The sequence below is a fragment of the Amycolatopsis sp. NPDC028719 genome (assembly GCF_055565395.1).
Genome location: NZ_JBVHUL010000002.1, coordinates 503,637 through 525,661, shown reverse-complemented (window position 1 = coordinate 525,661; position 22,025 = coordinate 503,637). Strand labels below are relative to the sequence as shown.

Below are 22,025 nucleotides of genomic sequence, written 5' to 3'. Positions count from 1 at the left end.
GGCCTTCGTAGTGATCATCACAGCCCGGTCCGCGCGGCGGGCGCTACAGTGGTCCGGTTGATCAACCACGAGCAACGGAAGCGAGGTGAGCGGCACATGCCAGCGGACAGTCGTCGGACGATCGGGCGTGCGCTCACCGGAGGCTTCCGGCTGGGCTGACTCGTCCGGTCTCCTCCTGTCCGGCAGTGCGCGCACGCCGGAAAGAGCCGGATCATGACCCTCTTCGAAATGCTGCTGCGCGTCGGCGCCGGGGTCGGCCTGGGTGCCGTCATCGGGTTCGAGCGCCAGTTCCGCGCCCGGATGGCCGGGCTGCGCACCAACGCCCTCGTCGCGGTCGGCGCGACGCTGTTCGTGCTGCTGTCCGCCCACGGGTTCGGCGGCCTGAGCACGAGCGCCGACGCCGACCCGACGCGGGTGGCCGCCCAGATCGTCTCGGGCATCGGATTCCTCGGGGCCGGCGTCATCCTGCGCGACGGCCTCAACGTCCGCGGCCTCAACACGGCGGCGACGCTGTGGTGCTCCGCGGCCGTGGGATCCCTTGCGGGGGCGGGGTTGTACGTCGTCGCCGCGGCCGGGACCGCCGTCGTGGTCGGGGTGAACGTGGTGCTGCGGCCACTCGGCCGCGTGGTCGACCGCCGGCCGGACTCGGGCGGCGAAACCCCGGCCCGCTACGAGTTCCAGGCGGTGACCCGCGACGACTCCGAGGCGCACGTGCGGGCCCTGCTCGTGCAGGCGCTGGCCCGCACGGACTTCCGGCTGCTCTCGGTGCTGAGCACCGACCGGCCCGAGGACCGCACGGTCGAGGTCCGCGCCGAGCTGGCCGCCGACCAGCGCGACGACGCCCAGATGGAGTCGGCGGTGTCCCGGCTGTCGCTGGAGCCCGCGGTGTCCAGCGTCCGCTGGGAAGCCGTGCCCACCTCCGCCTGAACGCCGTGAAGGCCTCCTTACCGGCTCAAGATGCCGGTAAGGAGGCCTCCACGGACCTCGGAAACCCTTACGCCTGCGTCATCTTCCGCAGCACGTACTGCAGGATGCCGCCGTTGCGGTAGTAGTCCGCCTCACCCGGGGTGTCGATGCGGACGTCCGCCTCGAACTCCACCTTGGTGCCGTCCGCCTTGGTCGCGGTGACGTGCACCGTGCGCGGGGTCTCGCCGTCGTTCAGCTTCGTGATGCCCGAGATGTCGAACGTCTCGGTGCCGTCGAGGCCGAGCGACGAGGCCGACTCGCCCGCCGGGAACTGCAGCGGGATGACGCCCATGCCGATCAGGTTGGACCGGTGGATGCGCTCGAACGACTCGGTGATCACCGCGCGCACGCCCAGCAGCGAGGTGCCCTTGGCCGCCCAGTCACGCGACGAACCCGAGCCGTACTCCTTGCCGCCCAGCACGACCAGCGGGGTGCCCTGCGCCGCGTAGTTCTGCGCCGCGTCGTAGATGAACGCCTGCGGTGCGCCCTCCTGCGTGAAGTCGCGCGTGTAGCCGCCCTGCACGTCGTCCAGGAGCTGGTTGCGCAGCCGGATGTTGGCGAACGTGCCGCGGATCATCACCTCGTGGTTGCCGCGCCGCGAGCCGTAGGAGTTGAAGTCCTTCTTCTCCACGCCGTGCTCGGTGAGGTACTGCGCGGCCGGGGTGCCCGGCTTGATCGCGCCGGCGGGGGAGATGTGGTCGGTGGTGACCGAGTCGCCCAGCTTCGCCAGCACCCGCGCGCCGGTGATGTCGGTGACCGCCGCCGGCTCCGGGGTCATGCCCTCGAAGTACGGGGGCTTCCGGACGTAGGTGGACTCGGCGTCCCACTCGAAGGTCTTGCCCTCCGGGGTGGGCAGCGCCTTCCAGCGCTCGCCGCCGTCGAAGACGTCCGCGTAGTCCTTGGTGAACATCTCCTGCGTGATCGCGTAGTCGATGGTCTCCTGGATCTCCTGCGCGGTCGGCCAGATGTCCTTCAGGAAGACGTCGTTGCCGTCGCCGTCCTGGCCCAGCGGCTGGTTCGCGAAGTCGAAGTCCATCGTGCCGGCCAGCGCGTAGGCGATGACCAGCGGCGGCGACGCGAGGTAGTTCATCTTCACGTCGGGGTTGATCCGGCCTTCGAAGTTCCGGTTGCCCGAAAGCACCGAGACCGCGGTGAGGTCGTTCTCCTGGATCGCCGCGGAGATCTCGTCCGAAAGCGGGCCCGAGTTGCCGATGCAGGTGGTGCAGCCGTAGCCGACCAGGTGGTAGCCCAGCTTCTCCAGGTACGGCCACAGGTTGGCCTTGGTGTAGTAGTCGGTGACGACCTGCGAACCCGGCGCCATCGACGTCTTGACCCACGGCTTGACCGCGAGGCCCTTGTCCACGGCGTTGCGTGCGAGCAGCGCGGCGCCGAGCATGACCGACGGGTTCGAGGTGTTCGTGCAGGAGGTGATCGAGGCGATCACCACGGCGCCGTGGTCGAGCACGAACTCGCCGCGGTCGGACGTGCTGACCTTGACCGGCTTGCTCGGCCGGCCCGACGCGCCGTTCGCGGCGGAGCTGGTGACCGGCGCGGCGTCGTCCTCGGCGAACGACAGCGACGGGGCGTCACTGGCCGGGAACGACTCCTCCGAAGCCTCGTCCATCTTGGTGTGCGGCGTGGTGTCCTCGCCGCCGACGTAGTCGTGGATCGACTTGCGGAACGACGACTTCGCGTCCGACAGTTCGATGCGGTCCTGCGGGCGCTTCGGGCCGGCGATCGACGGGACGACCGTCGAGAGGTCCAGCTCGAGGTACTCGGAGTAGGCGGCTTCGCGCGACGGGTCGTGCCAGAGGCCCTGCTCCTTGGCGTAGGACTCGACCAGCGCGACCTGCTCGGCCGAGCGGCCGGTCAGCTTCAGGTAGCGGACGGTCTCCTCGTCGATCGGGAAGATCGCCGCGGTGGAGCCGAACTCCGGGCTCATGTTGCCGATGGTGGCGCGGTTGGCCAGCGGCACCGCGCCGACGCTCTCGCCGTAGAACTCGACGAACTTGCCGACCACGCCGTGGCGGCGCAGCATCTCGGTGATCGTGAGGACGACGTCGGTGGCGGTCACGCCGGCCGGGATCTCGCCGGTCAGCTTGAAGCCGACGACGCGCGGGATGAGCATCGACACCGGCTGGCCCAGCATGGCGGCCTCGGCCTCGATGCCGCCGACGCCCCAGCCCAGCACGCCCAGGCCGTTGACCATGGTGGTGTGCGAGTCGGTGCCGACGCAGGAGTCGGGGTAGGCCTGCCCGTTGCGGGACATGACCGTGCGCGCCAGGTGCTCGATGTTGACCTGGTGCACGATGCCGGTGCCCGGCGGGACGACCTTGAACTCGTCGAAGGCGCCCTGGCCCCAGCGCAGGAACTGGTAGCGCTCGCGGTTGCGCTCGTACTCGATCTCGACGTTGCGCTCGAAGGCGTCGGCGCGGCCGAACACGTCGATGATCACCGAGTGGTCGATGACCAGCTCGGCCGGGGCGAGCGGGTTGACCTTGTCCGGGTCGCCGCCGAGGTCGGTGACCGCCTCGCGCATGGTGGCGAGGTCGACGACGCAGGGCACGCCGGTGAAGTCCTGCATGATCACGCGGGCGGGCGTGAACTGGATCTCGATCGACGGGTCGGCCTTCGGGTCCCACGAGCTCAGCGCGCGGATGTGGTCGGCGGTGATGTTCGCGCCGTCCTCGGTGCGCAGCAGGTTCTCGAGCAGGATCTTGAGGCTGTACGGCAGGCGCTCGGCGCCCTCGACCTTGTTCAGGCGGAAGACCTCGTACGAGGCGTCTCCGACCTTCAGCGTGTCTTTGGCGCCGAAGCTGTCCTTGCTGGCAGGTGCGGTCACGTCTAACTCCAGTGGCATGGACTTCCGCGCCGGTGCGGCGGTCGAGTCCCGGGTCAGTTCGGTCAGTTCGGTGTCGTGCGGTCCGCACGAGGCGGACGCGAGTCTTGCGCACCCCCACCGTAGGACCGGAACGGGGATGGCACACCTCGCGGTGGCTCAAACAGTACGCGCGTCCTGTTTGGGGTTCAAGGCGACACGCGGTGTGGGCTGCGCCATCCGCGACCAGGGTCCCTCAATAAGGGGAATTGGTGCCTACGGTGTGTAAGTTTCCGGTGATGCTTGTGATAGTGGTGTGACTGCAGTGACGCGCGATGTGCGCAGGTGAGCGGAGGTGGCGGTCGTGCCGGAACGGCGCAGGGGCTGGTGTGTGCCGAGCGGGCGCCGTGGACTGACCGTGAGCACCCTGGCGCTGGTGATCTTGTTCGGCGCGGGCGGTACGGGCCTCGCCGCGCCCCCGCCGCCGCCCAACCCGAGCGACTCGGAGCTGAACAGCAGCAAGGCCCAGGCCAACGCGAAAGCCGGTGAGGTCGGCCGGCTGACCAACCAGCTGGCCCAGGCCGAGCAGAAGCTGTCCCAGCTGCAGGACGACGTCGAGCTCAAGCAGGAAGAGGCCAACAAGGCCCTGGTCGACCTGCAGTCCGCGCAGGACGCCGCCGCCCAGGCGGAGAACGACGCGAAGGCCGCCCGCACCGAAGCCGACGCCGCGGCCGCCGCCATCGAGAAGGCCCGCAACGACCTGAAGACCTTCGCCGCCGCGAGCTTCCAGCAGGGCAGCACGGTCGGCTCGCTCTCGGCGTACCTCAGCGCCGACAGCCCCAAGGACATGCTGGCCCGCGCGCAGCTGCTCGACGCGGTCGGCGGCGACCGGCTCAACGCCCTCGACCGGCTCCAGCAGGCGCAGACCGAGAAGGCGAACAAGGACTCCGCGGCCCGCAAGGCCGCCGAGATCGCCCAGCAGAAGCAGGACGCCGCCCGTCAGGCGAAGACCAGCGCGGACTCCGCGCAGTCCGCCGCGATCCGGGCCCAGGACAGCCAGGCAGCGCAGAACACCCAGCTCGAGAAGAACAAGTCCGACGTCGAGCAGCAGCTCTACGCCGCCCAGTCCAAGGTCAGCGGCCTGCAGGGGCAGCGGCAGCGTTACCAGGACTGGCTCGCCCAGAAGCAGCGCGAGGACGACGAACGCGCCCGCCAGGCCGCGCTCGGCTCCTCCGGCGGGGGTGGCCGCCCGGCGAGCAGGCCTCCGGCGGGCCCGGCCGGCTCGTCGATCGAGGCGGTCATCGCCCGGGCGCTGTCGAAGATCGGCCTGCCCTACGCCTGGGGCGGCGGCAACGCGAGCGGCCCGACCCGCGGCATCCGCGACGGCGGGGTCGCCGACCGCTACGGCGACTACAACAAGATCGGCTTCGACTGCTCCGGCCTGATGATCTACGCGTTCGCCGGGGTCAGGGGCCTGCCGCACTACAGCGGCTACCAGTACACGGCGGGGCGCCGGGTCCCGCTGTCGCAGATGCGCCGCGGCGACATGCTGTTCTGGGGCGGCGCCGGCGGTATCCACCACGTCGCGCTGTACCTCGGCGGTGGGCAGATGGTCGAAGCGCCGCAGTCCGGCCTGCGGGTCCGGGTCGCGCCGGTGCGCTACGGCGGGATCATGCCGTACGCGACGCGCCTCATCGGCTAGCCGCGCTCGGCCTTGAGCTTCCGCCAGCCGCCCGCGCGGTTGTTCGCGATGATCTGCCGGAACATCGCGAGGAGCGCGGGCCGGTTGATCGGCTCGCCCCGGCGGAAGGCGACGGTGCGCGCGGTCTTGTTGCCGTGGCCGGCGGTGATGATGCCCTCGGGGTCGGGGACGATGCCGCCGTCGTAGACGAAGACGTTGACGTGGTCCTTCGCCGCGAGCAGGGCGCAGACGTTGCCGTCCAGGACGAAGTACGGCTGACGGGTGCGCTTGATCGTCTCGACCACCTCGGGATCCGCCGCGTGGACCAGCTCGCGGACCTCGCGGCAGATCGCCTGCTGCCATTCGGGCAGCGCGTCGATGTAGGCGTCGACACGTGGCTCGACGGTGTAGGTCACCCGGGGAGTATGCCCGAAATCCGCTCGACGCCGTCCCCTCGCGGCCACCAGGATCGGCCCGGTGGACGACGAACTGAACGCGCTGCGGCGCAGCCGGATGCGCTGGAACACGCCCCTGTCCGAGCCCCACGCGGAACTGCTGCTCGACCGGATGGCCCTCGACGAGGGGCGCCACCTCGTCGACCTCGGCTGCGGCTGGGGTGAGCTGCTGCTGCGGGCCGCCGGCCGGACGCCGGGCCTGCGCGCGACCGGCGTCGACACCGACGTGACCGGCATCGAGCGCGGCCGGGCGGGGGCCGGGGACCGCGCCGTCGAGTTCGTCGAAGCCGACGCCGCCGCCTGGGAAGGGCGCGCCGACCGGGCCTTCTGCATCGGCGCCGCGCACATCTTCGGCTCGACGAAGGCCGCGCTCGAAGGACTCGCGCGGAAGGTGCCGTCGGGCCGGCTGCTCTACGGCGACGGCTTCTGGGTGGTTCCGCCGAACCCCACGGCGCAGGAGATCTTCGGCCCGGACCTGCTGACCCTGCCGGACCTGCTCGACGCGGCGGGCGGCGCCGGCTGGCGGGTGCTCCACTTCAGCACCGCCGACCAGCTCGAATGGGACGACTTCGAGTCCACCTCGCGCGCCGGCTGGGCGGAGTGGCTGTCCGCGCACCCGGACGACCCGCGCGCCGGCGAGGTCCGGGACTGGCTCGACCGGCGGCTGCGCGAATACGTCCGCGACTACCGGGGCGTGCTGGGCTTCACCTACGTCGTGCTGGGCCGCTAGATTCCCCGGATGCGCTACGCGGGGATCGTGGTGGCCGGCGGATCGGCCCGCAGACTGTCCGGCGTGGACAAGCCGGCCCTGTCGGTGGGCGGGAAACCGTTGCTCGCCCGGGCGATCCACGCCCTCGGCGGCGCCGAGCGGGTGATCGCCGTCGGCCCGCGGCGGCCCGGGTTCGACGTCGTGTGGACCCGGGAACCGGTGCCCGGCACCGGCCCGGTGGCGGCGCTGGCCGCAGGGCTCGCGGTGGTCCCGGACGACGTCGAGGCCGTGGCGGTGCTGGCGGCCGACCTCCCGGGCGTCCGCCGGTCCACAGTGGACCGCCTGGTCGCCGCGATCGGCGACGGCGACGGCGCGGTGCTCGTCGACGCCGGCGGGGCCCGGCAGTGGCTGCTGGGCGCGTGGCGGGTCGCCGCGCTGGCGGCCGCGCTGCCGCGGCAGCCGGAAAACGCGGCGCTGCGGCGCACCCTGGCCGGCCTGCGCATCACCGACGTGCCGGCCGAACGGGGCGAAGCGGACGACATCGACACGCCCGAGGACCTCGAGCGCCACCGCTGAGGACCTGCTTCACAGATGTCACACCGGGGAAGGTGTTGGCTACTGACGGGGCAACGCGTGCGTCCGCGTGCCGGACGGACGAACGCCCGGGGGACGCAGTACGGTCGCACCGCGTGATCACCGTCGCGGGGGCGGCGCACGAACTTTCGAGGAGGCAGAGTGACCGAGCCCGGCTACGCCGAGGGCGGGAACGGGCAGCAGCCCGGGACGCCGGCCCGGGACGCCCAGTTGCTGGAGCGGACCGTGTTCGAGGTCAAGCGGATCATCGTCGGCCAGGACCGCCTGGTCGAGCGGATGCTGGTCGGCCTGCTGGCCAAGGGCCACCTGCTGCTCGAAGGCGTGCCCGGCGTGGCGAAGACCCTCGCGGTGGAGACCTTCGCCCGGGTGGTCGGCGGCTCGTTCTCCCGCGTCCAGTTCACCCCCGACCTGGTGCCCGCCGACATCCTCGGCACCCGGATCTACCGCCAGGGCGCCGAGCGCTTCGACGTCGAGCTCGGCCCGGTCGTGGCGAACTTCGTGCTCGCCGACGAGATCAACCGCGCGCCGGCGAAGGTGCAGTCGGCGATGCTCGAGGTGATGGCCGAGCGGCACGTGTCGATCGGCGGGCAGACGTTCCCGATGCCCGACCCGTTCCTCGTCCTGGCCACGCAGAACCCGATCGAGAACGAGGGCGTGTACCCGCTGCCCGAGGCGCAGCGCGACCGGTTCCTGTTCAAGATCCTCGTCGAGTACCCCTCCGCCGAGGAGGAGCGCGAGATCATCTACCGGATGGGTGTCACGCCGCCGACCCCGCACGAGGTGCTCAGCCCGGGCGAGCTGGTCCGGCTGCAGGGCGTCGCGGCGCAGGTGTTCGTGCACCACGCCCTCGTCGACTACGTGGTGCGGCTCGTGCTGACCACCCGGACGCCGAACGAGCACGGCCTCGCCGACGTCGCCGGCTGGGTGTCCTACGGTGCTTCGCCGCGCGCGAGCCTCGGCATCATCGCCGCCGCCCGGGCGCTGGCCCTGGTCCGCGGCCGTGACTACGTGCTGCCGCAGGACGTCGTCGACGTCGTGCCGGACGTGCTGCGCCACCGGCTCGTGCTGTCCTACGACGCGCTCGCCGACGGCGTGCCGATCGACCACATCATCACGCGCGTGCTGCAGACCGTGCCGTTGCCGCAGGTCTCGGCCCGGCCGCAGGGCGGGGCCGGCCAGGGCGGCCCGGTCCCGGCGGGCGCGCCGGTCAGGTAACCGGTGATGGCGAAGAACGAGAAGGGCGCCCGCCCTTCGTGGGCGCCGCCGGTGCTGCGCGGCGAACGGCTGGAGGCCGGGCTCCGGACCCTGGAGCTCGACGTCCGCCGCCGGCTCGACGGGCTGCTGCAGGGCAACCACCTCGGCCTGGTGCCGGGGCCGGGGTCCGAGCCCGGCGAGGCCCGCCCGTACCAGCCCGGTGACGACGTCCGCCGGATGGACTGGGCGGTCACCGCCCGCACCACGACCCCGCACATCCGCGAGACCGTGGCCGACCGCGAGCTGGAGACGTGGATCGTCGCCGACCTCTCGGCGAGCCTCGACTTCGGGACGGCGCTGTGCGAGAAGCGTGACCTGGTGGTCTGCGCGGTCGCGGCGGTCGCCCACCTGACCGGGGGCGGCGGCAACCGGATCGGCGGCTTGATCTCCACCGGCGCCGAGACGACCCGCATCCCGGCGCGCGGCGGCCTGGCGCACGCTCGCGGGCTGGTGCGGAGACTGGCCGAGACCCCCCGGGCGGCCGAGGGCACGCGCGGGGACTTCGCCCAGGCGCTGGAGGCGCTGCGCCGGCCGCCGCGCCGCCGTGGCCTGGCCGTGGTGATCTCCGACTTCCTGGGCGACACGACCTGGGAGCGGCCGCTGCGGGCGCTGGGCGGCCGCCACGAACTGATCGCGATCGAAATCCTCGACCCGCGCGACGTCGACCTGCCCGACGTGGGCACCGTCGTGCTGGCCGACCCGGAGACAGGGAAACAGCGCGAAGTGCATGCGTCGGCCTTGCTGCGCAAGGAGTTCGGGGCCGCGGCCCACGCCCACCGGCAGACGGTGGCGGCCGGCCTGCGGCGCGCGGGTGCGGCGCACCTGACGCTGCGGACCGACGCCGACTGGATCGCCGACATGGTGCGGTTCGTCGTGGCCCGCAAGCGCCGCTGGTCCGGCGGTGTGGCGTGAGTCTGACGGGGTTCTCCGCGCCGTGGTGGTTCCTGCTGCTGATCGCGGTCGCCGCCGTCGCTGTCGGGTATGTGCTCGCCCAGCGCGCGCGGCGGAAGCGGACCATGCGGTTCGCGAACCTGGCGCTGCTGGACAAGGTCGCGCCGAAGAGCCAGGGCCGGGTGCGGCACCTGCCGGCGGTGCTGATCGTGCTGTCGCTGCTGCTGCTCACCGTCGGGCTGGCCGGGCCGACCGCCGAGCAGAAGGTGCCGCGCAACCGGGCGACCGTGATGCTGGTGATCGACGTGTCGCTGTCGATGGAGGCCACCGACGTCCTGCCGACACGGCTGAAGGCGGCGCAGGACGCGGCGACGCAGTTCGCGCAGAACATGACCCCGGGGATCAACCTCGGCCTGATCTCGTTCGCGGGCACGGCGACCGTCCTGGTCAACCCGACGACCGACCGCAACGGTGTGATCAAGGCGATCGAGAACCTCAAGCTGGCCCAGTCGACGGCGACCGGTGAGGGTATCTTCGCGGCCCTGCAGTCGGTGGAGAGCTTTTCCAGTGTGGTGGGCGGAGCCGACGGGCCACCGCCGGCGCGGATAGTGCTGATGTCCGACGGCAAGCAGACGGTGCCCGAGGACCTGTACGCGGCCCGCGGCGGCTACACGGCGGCCCAGGCGGCGAAGCAGGCCGGCGTGCCGATCTCGTCGATCTCGTTCGGCACGACGCACGGCTCGGTCGACATCGACGGCAAGGCCCAGCCGGTCAGCGTGGACGACGAGTCCCTGCGCGAGATCGCCCGCCTGTCCGGCGGCGACTTCTACAAGGCGGCCAGCGCCGAAGAGCTGAAGAAGGTGTACGGAGACCTCGGCGAGCAGATCGGCTACGAGCTGAAGGACGCCGACGCGAGCAAGCCGTGGGTGGTGGTGGGGACACTGATCCTCATGCTGGGCGCGGCGGCCAGCTTGTTCTTCGGGCAGCGGCTTCCGTGACTCAGGCTCGGCGGACGCCGTACAGGCTTCCGCCGAGCAGAGTGACTCCGGAAAGCACGCCGCCGCTCACGAACGGGACCCACTGCGCCGCGCTTCCACGCAGGGCGAGGCCGACGACGCCGAGCACGGTCAGGACCGCCCCGACGGCTTCCGTTTCGTGAAAGACTGGGCGGGCGTGGTCGTCGGGGACCCGACTTGGCCACCGAGGCTGTCCATTCCCGCGTGCTCGGAACGGTTGCCCGACTCGCTGGTCTTGATTCTGCCGCTGATGTGGCGCGGAGACGACAGCACCCGCTTCAGTTGCGGCGGACGCCGTACAGGCTTCCGCCGAGCAGGGTCACGCCGGAAAGCACACCGCTCACGAACGGGACCCACTGCGCCGCGCTCCCGAGCAGGGCGAGGCCGACGACGCCCAGCACGGTCAGGACCACCCCGACCACCAGGATCGACTGCGTCCTCCACGCCGAGGCCAGTGCGACGAAGTGGAGCCCGACGATGGTCGCGATCCACGCGACGTTCGCCTGCACCGGCGCGTCCAGCAGGCTCAGCACGAAGAACCCGGCGACGAGCAGCACCACTTCGCCGATGACGATCACCCGGTAGCTCGGCCCGAACATCGGCCGGCCCTCGAGCGTCGGGCGGCCGCCGGCGCGGAGGCCGAGGACCACCACCGCCGCGAGGGCGGCCACGGCGAGGACGCGCAGCACCCAGGCGATCGCCGCGGGGAGCGGCGGCCCGGAGTTGACGAGGACGAACACGGTGCCGAACGCGGCGCCGATGAGCGCCCCCAGGAACTGCTGTCGCATGCGGCGAACCTACCGGACGGTGATCACCCGCCCGCCAAGCCTCTGAAGCCACCATGAGGGCACCCAGTGCCCCCATGGTGGCCTTCAGAGACCTTCGGGGGTCGCGAAGCCGTTCTGCCGCCAGGCCTCGTAGACCGTGATCGCCGCGGTGTTGGCCAGGTTGAGCGACCGGCTGGTCGGCAGCATCGGCAGCCGCACGCGGTCGGTCACCTCCGGTGCCTCCTGCACCGAAGCGGGCAGGCCGGCCGACTCCGGCCCGAACAGCAGCACGTCTCCGGGCGCGTACGCGACGTCCGTGTACAGCCTGGTCGCCGACGCGCTGAACGCGTAGACCTTCGCCGGCAGCAACACTTCCCAGGCTTCCGGCAGCGACGCGTGCACCCGCACCCGTGCCAGGTCGTGGTAGTCGAGCCCGGCGCGGCGCAGCTGCTTGTCCTCCAGCGTGAACCCCAGCGGCTCGACCAGGTGCAGCTCGCACCCGGTGTTCGCCGCCAGCCGGATCGCGTTGCCCGTGTTCGGCGGGATTTCGGGCTGGTAGAAGAGAATGCGGAACACGGCTCAGTCCCCGAGCGCGGCCGCGTACACCTTGCGGACCGCCTCCGGCGGCGCCGCCGGTCGCACGGTGGCCGGGTCGATGAACACGTACCGGACGTTCGCCGCGAGCACCAGCGTCTCGCCGCGGTGGATTTCGAAGTCGAAGATCAGCGACGTCGTGCCGAGGTGGGTCAGGTACTGCGAGACCACCAGTTCCTCGTCGTACCGGGCCGGCGCGCGGAACTTCAGGTTCGCCTCCGCCACCACGACGTCCGTGCCGTGGGCCAGGAACTCGTCGTGGGAACCGAACAGCGCCTTCTCCGCCTCGAAGGCGCACATGTCCACATAGGCCAGGTAGTGGGCGTTGAAGACGATGCCCTGGCCGTCGCATTCGTGGTAGCGGACGCGCAGCGGCAGCTCGGCGATCGGGTGGCGGGGATCGGTCACCGGCCCAATCTAGCGCTCAGCCGTGCAGCGCCCGGTACGTGGCCGCCGCGCCCGGCTGCAGCGGCACCGGCTGCGTGCCGATGAGCGTTCGCACGTCGAGGAACTGCGTGCCGACGGCCTCGGCGGGCACCAGGTCGGTCGCCCGCTCGACGAGCAGCCGCACGACCGCCGCGGCGACGTCGCCGGGCAGGGCGGGCGAGCAGACCAGCAGGTTCGCCACGCCGATCGTGCCCAGCGCCCCGACCCCGCGGTAGGCGCCGTCGGGCACCTGGACCTGGTCGTACACCGGGCCGTACGCGGCGCGCAGCGCGGGCACCACCGAATCCAAGGGCAGCAGCGCGATGGGTGTCGTGCGAGTGAGGTCCGCGAGCTTCGGCGTCGGCACGCCGCCGGACCACAGCATGGCGTCGATCCGCCGGCCGGCCAGCGCCTGGACGGCGTCGTCGAACAGCAGGTGCCGGGCGTCGACCGCGACCCCGGCCTTGGCGAACAGCCGCTCGCCGAGCTGGGCCGCGCCGGATCCGCCCGCGCCCAGCGACACCGGGCGCCCCGCGAGGTCGGCGAGGCGGCGCACCGGCCCGTCCGCCCGCACCACCAGCTGCAGGTAGTTCTCGTAGACGCGGCCGAGCGCGAGCAGCGGCACCTTCCCCGGGAACGGCGCGTTCCCGATGAGCGCCGTCTGGGCGACGTCGGCGAGCACCAGCCCGAGGTCGGCCTGCCCGCGCCGTACCAGCTCGACGTTGGCGACGCTCGCCTCGGTCGGCACGGCGGTGGCGTGCAGCCGAGGCTCGGCGCGGTTCAGCTCGGCCGCCAGCAGCTCGGCGAAGGCCAGGTAGAAGCCGCCACGCTCGCCGGCCGCGATGGTGACCGTCCGTTCGGGACCGTCGTAGCCGGACGTCGAGCAGCCGGCGAGGGCCAGTCCGAGGCCGCCGAGCAAGGCGGTGCGGCGGGTGAGCGTCATCGCGGCACCTCCCGCAGCGGCAGGGTCACGCGCACTTCGAGCCCGCGGGGGAGTGCTTGGCGCAGTTCCAGGACGCCGCCGCGGGTGCGCACCTGCTGGTGCGCGATGGCCAGCCCGAGCCCGGTCCCGCGCGGGGCGCCTTCGCCGCCGGCGCGCCAGAACCGCTCGGTCGCCCGCGCGCGGTCCTCAGCGGACAGTCCGGGACCGTCGTCGCGGACGACGAGGGTCGCCGTCGAGACGCCGCTTTCCCAGTCCGTGGTGATCTGCGCACCGCGCCCGGCGTAGTGGACGGCGTTGTCCAGCAAGACGTCGAGGATCTGCGCGAGCTCGCCTTCCGGGCAGCCGACGGTGACCGGCTCGTCGTGCCCGGGCGGCGGCACGAGCGCCGACCCGGCGTCTTCGGCCGCCGGGCGCCAGGCGTCGACGCGTTCGGCGAGCACCGAGGCGAGGTCGCACGACTCGTCCGCGCCCCCGGCCGCGACGCGCGTCGCGGTGCTCTCGGCCAGCGCGAGGGCCAGCAGCCCGTCGAGCAGCTTTTCGAGGCGTTCCACCTCGGCCACGGTCGCCCGGTAGGTGGCCTCGTCGCCCTCGACCCGGCCGGCGAGCGAGTCGACGCGCAGCCGCAGCGCCGCCATGGGGTTCCGCAGCTGGTGGGAGGCGTCGGCGACCAGCCGGTGCTGCTGGTCGGCCGCTTCGAGCACGGCTTCGGACATCCGGTTGACCTCCCCGGCCAGCACCCGCAGCTCGCGCGGCCCGGTGCGTTCGGGCACGTGCGCGCGGTGCCCGGCGGCGACGGCCAGGACCCCGGTCTCCAGCTCGTGCAGCGGCCGCACCATCCACCTGGCCAGCACCACGGCGAGCAGCACGAACACCACCGCGACCAGCAGTGCCCCGGCGCCGATGGTGCCCCAGCGGGTGGCGACGTCCGCGGCCGCCGCCGTCACGGACGCCCGCAGCACGACCACGCCGGACACCCGGGTGCCGGTGCCGACGGGCCGCGCGAAGTACGCCGGTCCGGCCGACCACGGGCCGAGCCGGCCGACCTGCGGCGCGGGCTCGTTGCGCATCGTGGCCTCGACCAGCGCGTGCACCGCCGGGTCGGCCGCGGTCAGGCCGCCGGCCTGCACCAGCGGCGAGCGCCGCTGGTCGACGATGACGACGCCTTCGCCGTACAGCTCGGCGTAGCGGGCCGCGTCGGCGGCGAGCGCGGCCGGGTCGCGCGTGTCGACGGCCTGCTGGGCCAGCACGACGAACCGGTCGACGTCGGCGGTGCGCGAGATGACCAGCTGCTGGGTGCGCTGCTCGGCGGTGGACACGAGCAGCGGCACGGCGAACGCGGCGACCACCGCGAGCGCGAGGGCGACCAGGACCACCAGCAGCCGGGTGCGCACGGGGTCAGTCCCGGCCGAGCCGGTAGCCGAAGCCGCGGATGGTGGCGAGCAGCCCCGGCCGGTCCAGCTTGGCGCGCAGCCCGGTCAGGTGGACGTCGAGGGAGCGGGACACCGCGAGGTAGGCGTCGCCCCAGACCTCGTCCATGAGCTGCTGGCGGCTGACCGCGGTGCCGGGGCGGGCGGCGAGCACGGCGAGGATTTCGAACTCCTTGGTGGTGAGCCCGATGTCGTGCCCGGCGACGAGGACCCGGCGGGCGCCGAGGTCGATCTCGACGTCCTCGACGCGCACGACGTCTCCGGCCGGTGCCTCGCGGGCCACCGCGCGCCGCACGACGGCGTCCATCCGGGCCAGCAGCTCGGCCAGCCGGACCGGCTTGGTCAGGTAGTCGTCGGCGCCGAGGCGCAGGCCACGCACGATCGAGCGTTCGTCACCGCGGGCGGTCAGGACGATGACCGGCACCGGCGACACCGCGCGGATCTTCCGCAGCACGTCGAGCCCGTCGATGTCCGGCAGTCCCAGGTCCAGGAGGACGAGGTCGGCGTCGCGGTGGCGGTGCAGGGCGTCCGCCCCGCGGCCGACGCTGGTGACGGGATGACCGCGCGCGTGCAGCGACTCGGCGAGCGCGCCGGCGACACCCGCGTCGTCTTCGACGAGGAGCACGCGCACGGCCATCCCTTTCTCAGTGTTCTTCGTCCCGGCGGCGTTCGAGCTCGGAGCTCTTCGAGGTTTCCCGCATTGTGCCGTAGACGATCAGGGAAACCAGGACGCAGCCCGCGACGTACCAGAAGAAGACCGACTCGTGCCCGGCGCTCTTCAGCGCCTGCGCGATGAGTTCGGCGGTGCCGCCGAAGATCGCGACGGTGAGCGCGTAGGGCAGGCCGACGCCGATGGCGCGGATCTTCGTCGGGAACAGCTCGGCCTTCACGATCGCGTTGATCGACGTGTAGCCCGCCACGACGACGAGCCCGGCCAGGACGAGGAAGAACGCGCCGACCGGGTTCCGCGTCGAGCCCATGACCGTCATGATCGGGACGGTGAGCAGGGTGCCCGCGATGCCGAAGAACAGCAGCAGCGGGCGGCGGCCGATCCGGTCGGACAGCTTGCCCGCCAGCGGTTGCAGGATCGCCGCGAGCAGGATCGCCGAGAACAGGATGATCGTGACCGTGCGCCGCGGGATGTGGGCGGTGTTCTCGAGGAACTTCTGGCTGTAGGTGGCGAAGGTGTAGAACGCCACCGTGCCGCCGAGGGTCAGGCCGACGACGAGCGCGATCTCCTTGGGGTACTTGGCCAGCGCGCGCAGCGTGCCGCGCTCGCCGGTCGTCCCGGCCTCGTCCGCTTCACGCGTGTAGCTCTCCGACTCGTCCATGCCGCGGCGCAGCCACATGACGCTGAGCGCGGCGACCGTGCCGACGCCGAACGCGATCCGCCAGCCCCACGACGTCAGCTGCTGCTCGGTGAGCAGGCCCTGCAGGATCAGCTGGAGCCCCAGCGCCAGCAGCTGGCCGCCGTAGAGCGTCACGTACTGGAAGCTCGAGTAGAAGCCGCGCTTGCCGGGAGTGGCCACTTCGGACAGGTACGTGGCCGACGTGGAGTACTCGCCACCGACGGACAGGCCCTGGATCAACCGGGCCACCAGCAGCAGGATCGGTGCCGCGAGGCCGATCGTGTGATAGCTCGGCGTGACGGCGATGAGCAGCGAGCCGCCCGCCATGAGCGTGACCGAAAGCACCAGCGCGCTGCGGCGGCCGAAGCGGTCGGCGAACCGGCCGAGCATCCAGCCGCCGAGCGGGCGCATGAGGAACCCGACGGCGAACACCGCGGCCGTGCCGAGGAAGGCGGCCGTCGTGTCGGTCGTCGGGAAGAAAGACTTGGCGAAGTACGTGGTGAACGCCGCGTAGGCGTACCAGTCGTACCACTCGACCAGATTGCCGATGGAGCCGCGCAGCACGTTGCCGATCACGCGTTTCTCGCTGACGGCCCCCGTGGTGGCGCCGCTGATCCGGGTTGTCATCGTCGACCTCCTGTGTTGCGACTCACGGTGACCAACCAGCGGGTAACCAGCAAGGTCGGAGGGCAGTTCCTAACACGCGCTTAGGACGGTCGCGGAGACTCCGGGCGCGGGTGCGCGACGGGTCGGCGCTGCCGATAGCCTCGTGCCCGACATCAGCGCACGGTCGACGAAGAGGGAGAACACTGTGGGACGGTCGGTTCTGGTCACCGGGGGCAACCGGGGCATCGGTCTGGCGATCGCCCGGGATCTCGCGGAGCAGGGACACCGGGTCGCCGTCACGCACCGTGGTTCGGGCGCGCCCGAGGGCCTCTTCGGGGTCCAGGCGGACGTCACCGACACCGACCAGGTCGACGCGGCGTTCAAGCTCGTCGAGGAGCACCAGGGTCCGGTCGAGGTGCTGGTGTCCAACGCCGGGCTGACCGACGACACGCTGCTGATGCGGATGAGCGACGAGCAGTTCGAGCGCGTCGTCGACGCGAACCTCACCGGCGCCTTCCGGGTCGCGAAGCGGGCCTCCCGCGGCATGCTGCGCGGCAAGTGGGGCCGGTTCGTCTTCATCTCCTCGGTGGTCGGGCTCTCCGGCTCGGCCGGCCAGGCGAACTACGCGGCGTCGAAGGCCGGCCTGGTCGGCTTCGCGCGTTCGCTGGCACGCGAGCTCGGCTCCCGCAACATCACCTCGAACGTGATCGCGCCCGGGTTCGTGCGCACCGACATGACCGACGAGCTGCCCGAGGAGCGCAAGAAGCAGATCCTCGACCAGGTGCCCTCCGGCCGGTACGCCGAGCCGTCGGAGATCGCCGCCGCGGTGCGCTACCTGGCCTCCGACGAAGCCGGCTACGTCAACGGCGCGGTGCTGCCGGTCGACGGGGGCCTCGGCCTCGGCCACTGACGCTTTTCGAAGACACAGCTTCCCCGTTCACCGAACCAAGACCTGGAGGACCCGTGCCCGGACTGCTCGAAGGCAAGCGCCTGCTGATCACCGGCGTCATCACCGACGCCTCGCTCGCCTTCCACGCGGCCAAGATCGCGCAGCAGGAGGGCGCGAAGGTGGTGCTCACCGGCTTCGGCCGCATGTCGCTGGTCGAGCGCATCGCGAAGCGGCTGCCCGAAGCAGCGCCCGTGATCGAGCTGGACGTCACCGACCAGGAGCACCTCGACTCCCTCGCCGACCGCGTCCGCGAGCACGTCGACGGCCTCGACGGCGTGCTGCACTCGATCGGCTTCGCCCCGCAGACCTGCCTCGGCGCGCCGTTCCTCGACGCGCCGGCCGAGGACGTCAAGACCGCGATCGAGATCTCGACGTACTCGTACATGTCGCTGGCGAAGGCGTGCCTGCCGCTGCTCGGCCGGGGCGCTTCGTACGTCGGCATGGACTTCGACGCGCGCGTCGCGTGGCCGGTCTACAACTGGATGGGCGTCGCGAAGGCCGGGCTCGAGTCGGTCAACCGGTACCTGGCCAAGGAGCTGGGGCCGCAGGGCATCCGCGTCAACCTGGTCAGCGCGGGCCCGATGAAGACGATGGCGGCCAAGTCCATCCCGGGCTTCGCCGACCTGGAGGACGGCTGGGGCGAGCGCGCGCCGCTCGGCTGGGACAGCACGGACCCGGACCCGGTGGCGAAGAGCGTCTGCGCGGTGCTGTCGGACTGGCTCCCCGCCACCACCGGCTCGATGATCATGGTCGACGGCGGGGTCCACTTCCTCGGCGTCTGAGCGTTACACGGCGATCGGTTCCCGGTCGCGGTCGTCACTCCGCTGGACGACGACCGCGACCGTGAGCGCGGCCAGGGTCGCCGCGCCGAGCACGATGCCCGTCCACGCGACGCTCGGGAAGCCCAGGCCGGCGCCGATCGCGACGCCGCCGAGCCACGGGCCGATCGTGTTGCCGACGTTGAACGCCGCCGTCGTGCTGGCGCCGACGAGTGTGGGCGCGTTCCCGGCCACCGCGTACGTGCGGACGTTGAGGGCCGGGTTGGCGCCGAACCCGGCGGCGCCGAAGACGAGCACGGCCGCCACGGCGACGCCCGCGTCGGTCGTGAGGGCCAGGACGAGCAGCGACGCCAAGGCGAGCCCGACGCAGCCGTAGAGCGTGGCGAACGGGTGGCGGTCGGCGAGCCGCCCGCCGGCCGTGATGCCGATGAGCGCGCCGACGCCGAAGAGCGCGAGGACCCCCGGCACCCACGCCTCCGGGAGACCGTCCGTTTCGGTCAGGAGCGGCGCGAGGTAGCTGAACGCGGCGAAGATCATGGCCTGGCACAAGGCGATCACGCCGAGTGCGAGCCAGACCCGGCCGCGCCGGTACAGCCGCAGCTCGGCGCGGACACTCATCCCGCCGCCGGTCGTCTCCGGCACCAGCGCGGCGACCCCGGCCGCCGCCAGCAGCGTCACCGCCGCGACCGCCCAGAACGCCGTCGGCCAGCCCGCGTGCTGGCCGATGAACGTCCCCGCCGGAACGCCGGCGATGTTGGCCACGGTCAGGCCGCCGACCAGCACCGCCATCGCGCGGCCGCGGCGCTCGACGGGCACCAGCGCGATCGTTGTCGCCACGGCGACGGCCCAGAAGCCCGCGCACGCGAGCGCGGCGATCACCCGCGTCGCGAACAACAGCGCGTACCCGGTGGAGAGCGCGCCCACGACGTGCGCCCCGAAAAAGACCGCGAGCAACGCGAGGAGCGTCCGGCGGCGGGGGAGCCGCAGGGTGCCGATCGCCAGCAGCGGCGCGCCCACGACCATGCCGATGGCGAACGCGGAGATCAGCAGGCCGGCGTCGGGGATGCTGACACCGAGGTCGGCGGCCATGCCGGGGAGCAGGCCGGTGATCATGAACTCGGACGTGCCCAGCGCGAACACGCTGAGCCCGAGGACGAAGACGGCCAGGGGCACGGGTCCTCCTTGGTTGTGAATTGATCAGTACAAAATTCGAGCAGGGTTGGCGTACTCGGTGGTGCTCTCTATCGGGTGATCGCCGAGAGGGTGAGGTCCGCGACGGCGTGCATGGCTTCTGCGCTCGCACCGCGGCGGGACATCACCCGGAGCCCGGAGATGGTGCTGAGCAGGAACTCGGCTACGTCGGCCGGGGTACGGCCGTCCCGGAGGCTGCCGTCGAGGACGCCCTCCCGGGCGCACGTGGTGAGCAGGACGAGCTGCTTCTTGGTGTCGTCGCGCAGGGCGGCGCCCACCTCGTCGTCAGGAGTGCCGAGCTCGGCGAGGGTGTTGACCACGAGGCAGCCGCGGCGGCCGTGCTCCAGCTCGTCGTCGATCAGGCCGTCGAACATGGCCGCGAGGCGCTCGGCCGCGGTGCCCGGCCCCTCGAGGACGGCCTTCCGGCCGGCGAGCCCCTGGGCGCTGTAGTGCGTCAAGGCTCGCTGGAACAGGGCTTTCTTGCTGGTGAAGGTGTTGTAGACGCTGCTTCGCCCGAGCCCGGTGGCCGCGCACAGGTCCTGCGTCGACGTCGCCTCGTAGCCGCGGGTCCAGAACGCGTGCATCGCGCTCTCGACGGCGGCAGTCTCGTCGAACTCCCGGGGCCTGGCCATGGGGCGAGCGTACCAGGGTTTTGGACTGGTCGATTCATAACTGGCCCGCGTCAGCGTGCGGGCCGCCACATCGGCAAGATGGACGGGTGGGATACGACGCGTTGCTGTGGCTTTCGTTCGGCGGCCCGGAAGGGCCCGACGACGTCATGCCGTTCCTCGAGAACGTCACCCGGGGCCGGGGCGTCCCGCGAGAGCGGCTGCTCGAGGTCGCCGAGCACTACCGGCACTTCGGGGGCGTCTCGCCCATCAACAAGCTGAACCGCGACGCGATGGCCGCGGTCGAGAAGCAGCTCGCGGCGGCCGGCATCGACCTGCCCGTGCACTTCGGCAACCGCAACTGGCACCCGATGGTCGAGGAGACGCTGGCCGAGCTGACCGCGTCCGGTGCCCGGCGGATCCTGGTGTTCCCGACCAGCGCGTACGGCGGCTACTCGGCGTGCCGCCAGTACGACGAGGACATCGAGCGAGCCCGCGCGGCGGTCGGTGAAGGCGCACCCGAAATGGTGAAGCTGCGCCAGTTCTTCGACCACCCGTTGTTCGTTTCGGCGGTGGCGGACGGCGTGCGCGCGGCGCACGCGTCGCTGGGGAACACGCCCGGCATCCGCACGGTGTTCACGGCTCACTCGGTCCCGTCGAGCGCGGACCAGGCTTCCGGCCCGCCGGCCGAGGGCGGCCGCCGGTACTCGCGCCAGATCGCGGAGGCGGCCCGCCTGGCGGCGGCCGAGGCGGGCATCGCGGAGTACGACGTCGTGTGGCAGTCGCGGTCCGGGCCGCCGCAGGTGCCGTGGCTGGAGCCCGACATCGTCGACCACATCGACGCACTGCACGAGTCAGGGGTCACCGGAGTCGTCGTCTCGCCGATCGGGTTCGTGTCGGATCACCTCGAGGTGATCTGGGACCTCGACAACGAGGCGGCGGAGCGAGCGGCGGAGCACGGAATGGCGTTCGCCCGCGCGGCGACGGCCGGTGCGGACCCGCGGTTCGCGGAGCTGGTGGTGGAGCTGGTCCGCGAGCACACGCACGGGGCAGAGCCGCGGAAGCTGTCCCCGTTCCCGACGGCGGGCTGCACGGTCAACGGCGCGCCCTGTGCGGTGGGCTGCTGCGAGCCGGCCAAGCGCCCGGCCCGGTAACCCTCAGCCTTCGCGGGCCGTCTGCTCCGCGAACACCCGCACCGCTTCGTTGACCGACGCGCACTGCGCTGTCCGGACCGCGTCCGACAACGGCCGCAAAGCCTGAGCCCGCAACGACGAAGCCGAAGCCGACAGTGCCCCGCCCGGGTCGTCGGACGACGCGATCGCCAGGATCGCCGCGATCTCCTCGGCCCGCTGCAGCACCCGCAACGCCCGCGCCGGCGTGCCCGCGGGCCAGTCGACGTCCGGGCGGGACCGCAGGTGCGCCGACAGCTCCGCCCGCACCCCCGGCCGGTCCGAAGCCACGTCCAGCGCCTGGAGCGCCCCCGCGCTGTTGCGGATCGCGTCCGTCAGCCCGTGTTCGGCTTCACTCAGGCCGACGTACTCCGGCGCCGAGGGCGAAGAAAGCGAATACACCGTCCAGCGCACCAGGCCCTCGGCGATCGGCTGCGGCACCAGCCCGGAACCGAGCTCCGGCAGCACGACCGCGTCGCCCGCGCGCAGCGCCGCCTCCGTGAACGGACCGCCACCGCCGAGGCCGCGGACGTCGCCCGGGACCGGGAGCACCAGCCGCATGCTTTTCGCTCCTTGCGAACGCAGCGCCATCAGCAGCTGGACGGGGGTGGCCGCCCGGTTGAACGCCAGCGGCAGCGTGAACGCCTCGGCCGCGGCGGCGTCGGCCGCCACGACGTCGTGGGCTTCACCCCACGCGAGCAGGGCGTCGAGGACATCGTCGGACGCGGCGGCTCCGTTCAGCCACGCGGAGGTCCAGACGGCGAAGGTCGCACTGGGACGGCACACGACGCCCTATTTTACCGGCCCACCGCGAACTCCGGCAGCGCGCCCAC

At 72.1% G+C, this 22,025-nt stretch carries 22 protein-coding genes; 10 read left to right on the top strand and 12 right to left on the bottom strand.

The features are described 5' to 3' along the window. Positions 1-213: 213 nt before the first annotated feature. A complete protein-coding gene (locus tag ACZ4TR_RS10460) occupies positions 214-927 on the top strand; it encodes an MgtC/SapB family protein (protein WP_465286772.1) in 714 nt (237 codons plus the stop codon). A 67-nt stretch (positions 928-994) separates the two neighbouring features. On the opposite strand, the gene acnA is transcribed toward ACZ4TR_RS10460, so the two are convergent. After that, positions 995-3,826: an aconitate hydratase AcnA gene (gene acnA / locus ACZ4TR_RS10455; RefSeq protein WP_465286771.1), complete on the bottom strand. Its 2,832-nt coding sequence runs from the start codon at positions 3,824-3,826 to the stop codon at positions 995-997. A gap of 349 nt (positions 3,827-4,175) precedes the next feature. Here acnA and ACZ4TR_RS10450 point away from each other — a divergent pair, with 349 nt between their 5' ends. Then, entirely contained in the window at positions 4,176-5,486 is a 1,311-nt protein-coding gene (locus tag ACZ4TR_RS10450) for an NlpC/P60 family protein (RefSeq protein WP_465287338.1), read from the top strand. Here the strand turns inward: ACZ4TR_RS10450 and ACZ4TR_RS10445 are convergent. Beyond that, on the bottom strand, positions 5,483-5,881 hold the full coding sequence (locus tag ACZ4TR_RS10445; RefSeq protein ID WP_465286770.1) for a DUF1801 domain-containing protein: 399 nt from the start codon (positions 5,879-5,881) through the stop codon (positions 5,483-5,485). The genes ACZ4TR_RS10450 and ACZ4TR_RS10445 overlap by 4 nt on opposite strands. A 61-nt stretch (positions 5,882-5,942) precedes the next feature. Between ACZ4TR_RS10445 and ACZ4TR_RS10440 the strand changes: the two genes are divergently transcribed. The 5 genes from ACZ4TR_RS10440 to ACZ4TR_RS10420 all read left to right on the top strand — a co-directional run bounded on the left by ACZ4TR_RS10440 (position 5,943) and on the right by ACZ4TR_RS10420 (position 10,366). Then, positions 5,943-6,650 carry an SAM-dependent methyltransferase gene (locus tag ACZ4TR_RS10440; protein ID WP_465286769.1) on the top strand — a complete coding sequence of 236 codons (708 nt, stop codon included), beginning with the start codon at positions 5,943-5,945 and terminating at the stop codon, positions 6,648-6,650. Positions 6,651-6,659: 9 nt separating this feature from the next. Beyond that, positions 6,660-7,205, top strand: a complete 546-nt coding sequence (gene mobA, locus ACZ4TR_RS10435) for a molybdenum cofactor guanylyltransferase (RefSeq protein ID WP_465286768.1) — start codon at positions 6,660-6,662, stop codon at positions 7,203-7,205. Positions 7,206-7,364: 159 nt separating this feature from the next. Then, positions 7,365-8,438, top strand: a complete 1,074-nt coding sequence (locus ACZ4TR_RS10430; RefSeq protein WP_284749328.1) for an AAA family ATPase — start codon at positions 7,365-7,367, stop codon at positions 8,436-8,438. A 6-nt stretch (positions 8,439-8,444) separates the two neighbouring features. Next, positions 8,445-9,389, top strand: coding sequence for a DUF58 domain-containing protein (locus ACZ4TR_RS10425; protein WP_364520199.1), 945 nt, complete (start codon positions 8,445-8,447; stop codon positions 9,387-9,389). After that, positions 9,386-10,366: a VWA domain-containing protein gene (locus ACZ4TR_RS10420; protein ID WP_465286767.1), complete on the top strand. Its 981-nt coding sequence runs from the start codon at positions 9,386-9,388 to the stop codon at positions 10,364-10,366. The genes ACZ4TR_RS10425 and ACZ4TR_RS10420 overlap by 4 nt, the downstream gene beginning before the upstream one ends. Positions 10,367-10,662: 296 nt before the next feature. Here ACZ4TR_RS10420 and ACZ4TR_RS10415 read toward each other — a convergent pair whose 3' ends face one another. From ACZ4TR_RS10415 to ACZ4TR_RS10385, 7 genes are all read right to left on the bottom strand, one after another. Continuing rightward, entirely contained in the window at positions 10,663-11,172 is a 510-nt protein-coding gene (locus tag ACZ4TR_RS10415) for a hypothetical protein (protein ID WP_465286766.1), read from the bottom strand. A gap of 84 nt (positions 11,173-11,256) precedes the next feature. Continuing rightward, entirely contained in the window at positions 11,257-11,727 is a 471-nt protein-coding gene (locus ACZ4TR_RS10410; RefSeq protein ID WP_465286765.1) for a tRNA (cytidine(34)-2'-O)-methyltransferase, read from the bottom strand. A gap of 3 nt (positions 11,728-11,730) precedes the next feature. Beyond that, positions 11,731-12,153 (bottom strand): acyl-CoA thioesterase, encoded by a 423-nt coding sequence (locus tag ACZ4TR_RS10405; protein WP_465286764.1) that lies wholly within the window; start codon positions 12,151-12,153, stop codon positions 11,731-11,733. A gap of 16 nt (positions 12,154-12,169) precedes the next feature. Then, positions 12,170-13,114 (bottom strand): TAXI family TRAP transporter solute-binding subunit, encoded by a 945-nt coding sequence (locus ACZ4TR_RS10400; protein ID WP_465286763.1) that lies wholly within the window; start codon positions 13,112-13,114, stop codon positions 12,170-12,172. After that, complete coding sequence (locus ACZ4TR_RS10395) at positions 13,111-14,505, bottom strand: sensor histidine kinase (RefSeq protein ID WP_465286762.1); 1,395 nt, start codon at positions 14,503-14,505, stop codon at positions 13,111-13,113. The genes ACZ4TR_RS10400 and ACZ4TR_RS10395 overlap by 4 nt, the downstream gene beginning before the upstream one ends. A gap of 4 nt (positions 14,506-14,509) precedes the next feature. Next, positions 14,510-15,178 carry a response regulator transcription factor gene (locus tag ACZ4TR_RS10390; protein ID WP_285478479.1) on the bottom strand — a complete coding sequence of 223 codons (669 nt, stop codon included), beginning with the start codon at positions 15,176-15,178 and terminating at the stop codon, positions 14,510-14,512. Between the two features lie 7 nt (positions 15,179-15,185). Beyond that, positions 15,186-16,517: an MFS transporter gene (locus ACZ4TR_RS10385; protein ID WP_465286761.1), complete on the bottom strand. Its 1,332-nt coding sequence runs from the start codon at positions 16,515-16,517 to the stop codon at positions 15,186-15,188. 184 nt (positions 16,518-16,701) lie between these two features. Between ACZ4TR_RS10385 and ACZ4TR_RS10380 the strand changes: the two genes are divergently transcribed. Together ACZ4TR_RS10380 and fabI are read left to right on the top strand one after the other, a co-directional pair. Then, positions 16,702-17,406, top strand: coding sequence for a beta-ketoacyl-ACP reductase (locus tag ACZ4TR_RS10380; RefSeq protein WP_364520217.1), 705 nt, complete (start codon positions 16,702-16,704; stop codon positions 17,404-17,406). Positions 17,407-17,459: 53 nt separating this feature from the next. Beyond that, positions 17,460-18,227, top strand: a complete 768-nt coding sequence (fabI, locus tag ACZ4TR_RS10375; protein ID WP_465286760.1) for an enoyl-ACP reductase FabI — start codon at positions 17,460-17,462, stop codon at positions 18,225-18,227. A 3-nt stretch (positions 18,228-18,230) separates the two neighbouring features. On the opposite strand, the gene ACZ4TR_RS10370 is transcribed toward fabI, so the two are convergent. Both ACZ4TR_RS10370 and ACZ4TR_RS10365 read right to left on the bottom strand, forming a co-directional pair. Continuing rightward, positions 18,231-19,397, bottom strand: a complete 1,167-nt coding sequence (locus ACZ4TR_RS10370) for a Cmx/CmrA family chloramphenicol efflux MFS transporter (protein ID WP_465286759.1) — start codon at positions 19,395-19,397, stop codon at positions 18,231-18,233. Positions 19,398-19,465: 68 nt separating this feature from the next. Beyond that, entirely contained in the window at positions 19,466-20,047 is a 582-nt protein-coding gene (locus ACZ4TR_RS10365; RefSeq protein WP_465286757.1) for a TetR/AcrR family transcriptional regulator, read from the bottom strand. Positions 20,048-20,133: 86 nt separating this feature from the next. Between ACZ4TR_RS10365 and ACZ4TR_RS10360 the strand changes: the two genes are divergently transcribed. Then, positions 20,134-21,177 (top strand): ferrochelatase, encoded by a 1,044-nt coding sequence (locus ACZ4TR_RS10360; RefSeq protein WP_465286756.1) that lies wholly within the window; start codon positions 20,134-20,136, stop codon positions 21,175-21,177. A 3-nt stretch (positions 21,178-21,180) separates the two neighbouring features. Here the strand turns inward: ACZ4TR_RS10360 and ACZ4TR_RS10355 are convergent, their stop codons facing one another. Then, positions 21,181-21,978 (bottom strand): hypothetical protein, encoded by a 798-nt coding sequence (locus ACZ4TR_RS10355; RefSeq protein ID WP_465286755.1) that lies wholly within the window; start codon positions 21,976-21,978, stop codon positions 21,181-21,183. Positions 21,979-22,025 lie beyond the last annotated feature (47 nt).

Coding starts and splice junctions, on each gene's coding strand:
- acnA (WP_465286771.1), bottom strand. CDS start 3,826: ATGCCACTGGAGTTAGACGTGACCGCACCTGCCAGCAAGGACAGCTTC.
- ACZ4TR_RS10415 (WP_465286766.1), bottom strand. CDS start 11,172: ATGCGACAGCAGTTCCTGGGGGCGCTCATCGGCGCCGCGTTCGGCACC.
- ACZ4TR_RS10365 (WP_465286757.1), bottom strand. CDS start 20,047: ATGGCCAGGCCCCGGGAGTTCGACGAGACTGCCGCCGTCGAGAGCGCG.
- ACZ4TR_RS10400 (WP_465286763.1), bottom strand. CDS start 13,114: ATGACGCTCACCCGCCGCACCGCCTTGCTCGGCGGCCTCGGACTGGCC.
- ACZ4TR_RS10385 (WP_465286761.1), bottom strand. CDS start 16,517: ATGACAACCCGGATCAGCGGCGCCACCACGGGGGCCGTCAGCGAGAAA.
- ACZ4TR_RS10460 (WP_465286772.1), top strand. CDS start 214: ATGACCCTCTTCGAAATGCTGCTGCGCGTCGGCGCCGGGGTCGGCCTG.
- ACZ4TR_RS10390 (WP_285478479.1), bottom strand. CDS start 15,178: ATGGCCGTGCGCGTGCTCCTCGTCGAAGACGACGCGGGTGTCGCCGGC.
- mobA (WP_465286768.1), top strand. CDS start 6,660: ATGCGCTACGCGGGGATCGTGGTGGCCGGCGGATCGGCCCGCAGACTG.
- ACZ4TR_RS10425 (WP_364520199.1), top strand. CDS start 8,445: ATGGCGAAGAACGAGAAGGGCGCCCGCCCTTCGTGGGCGCCGCCGGTG.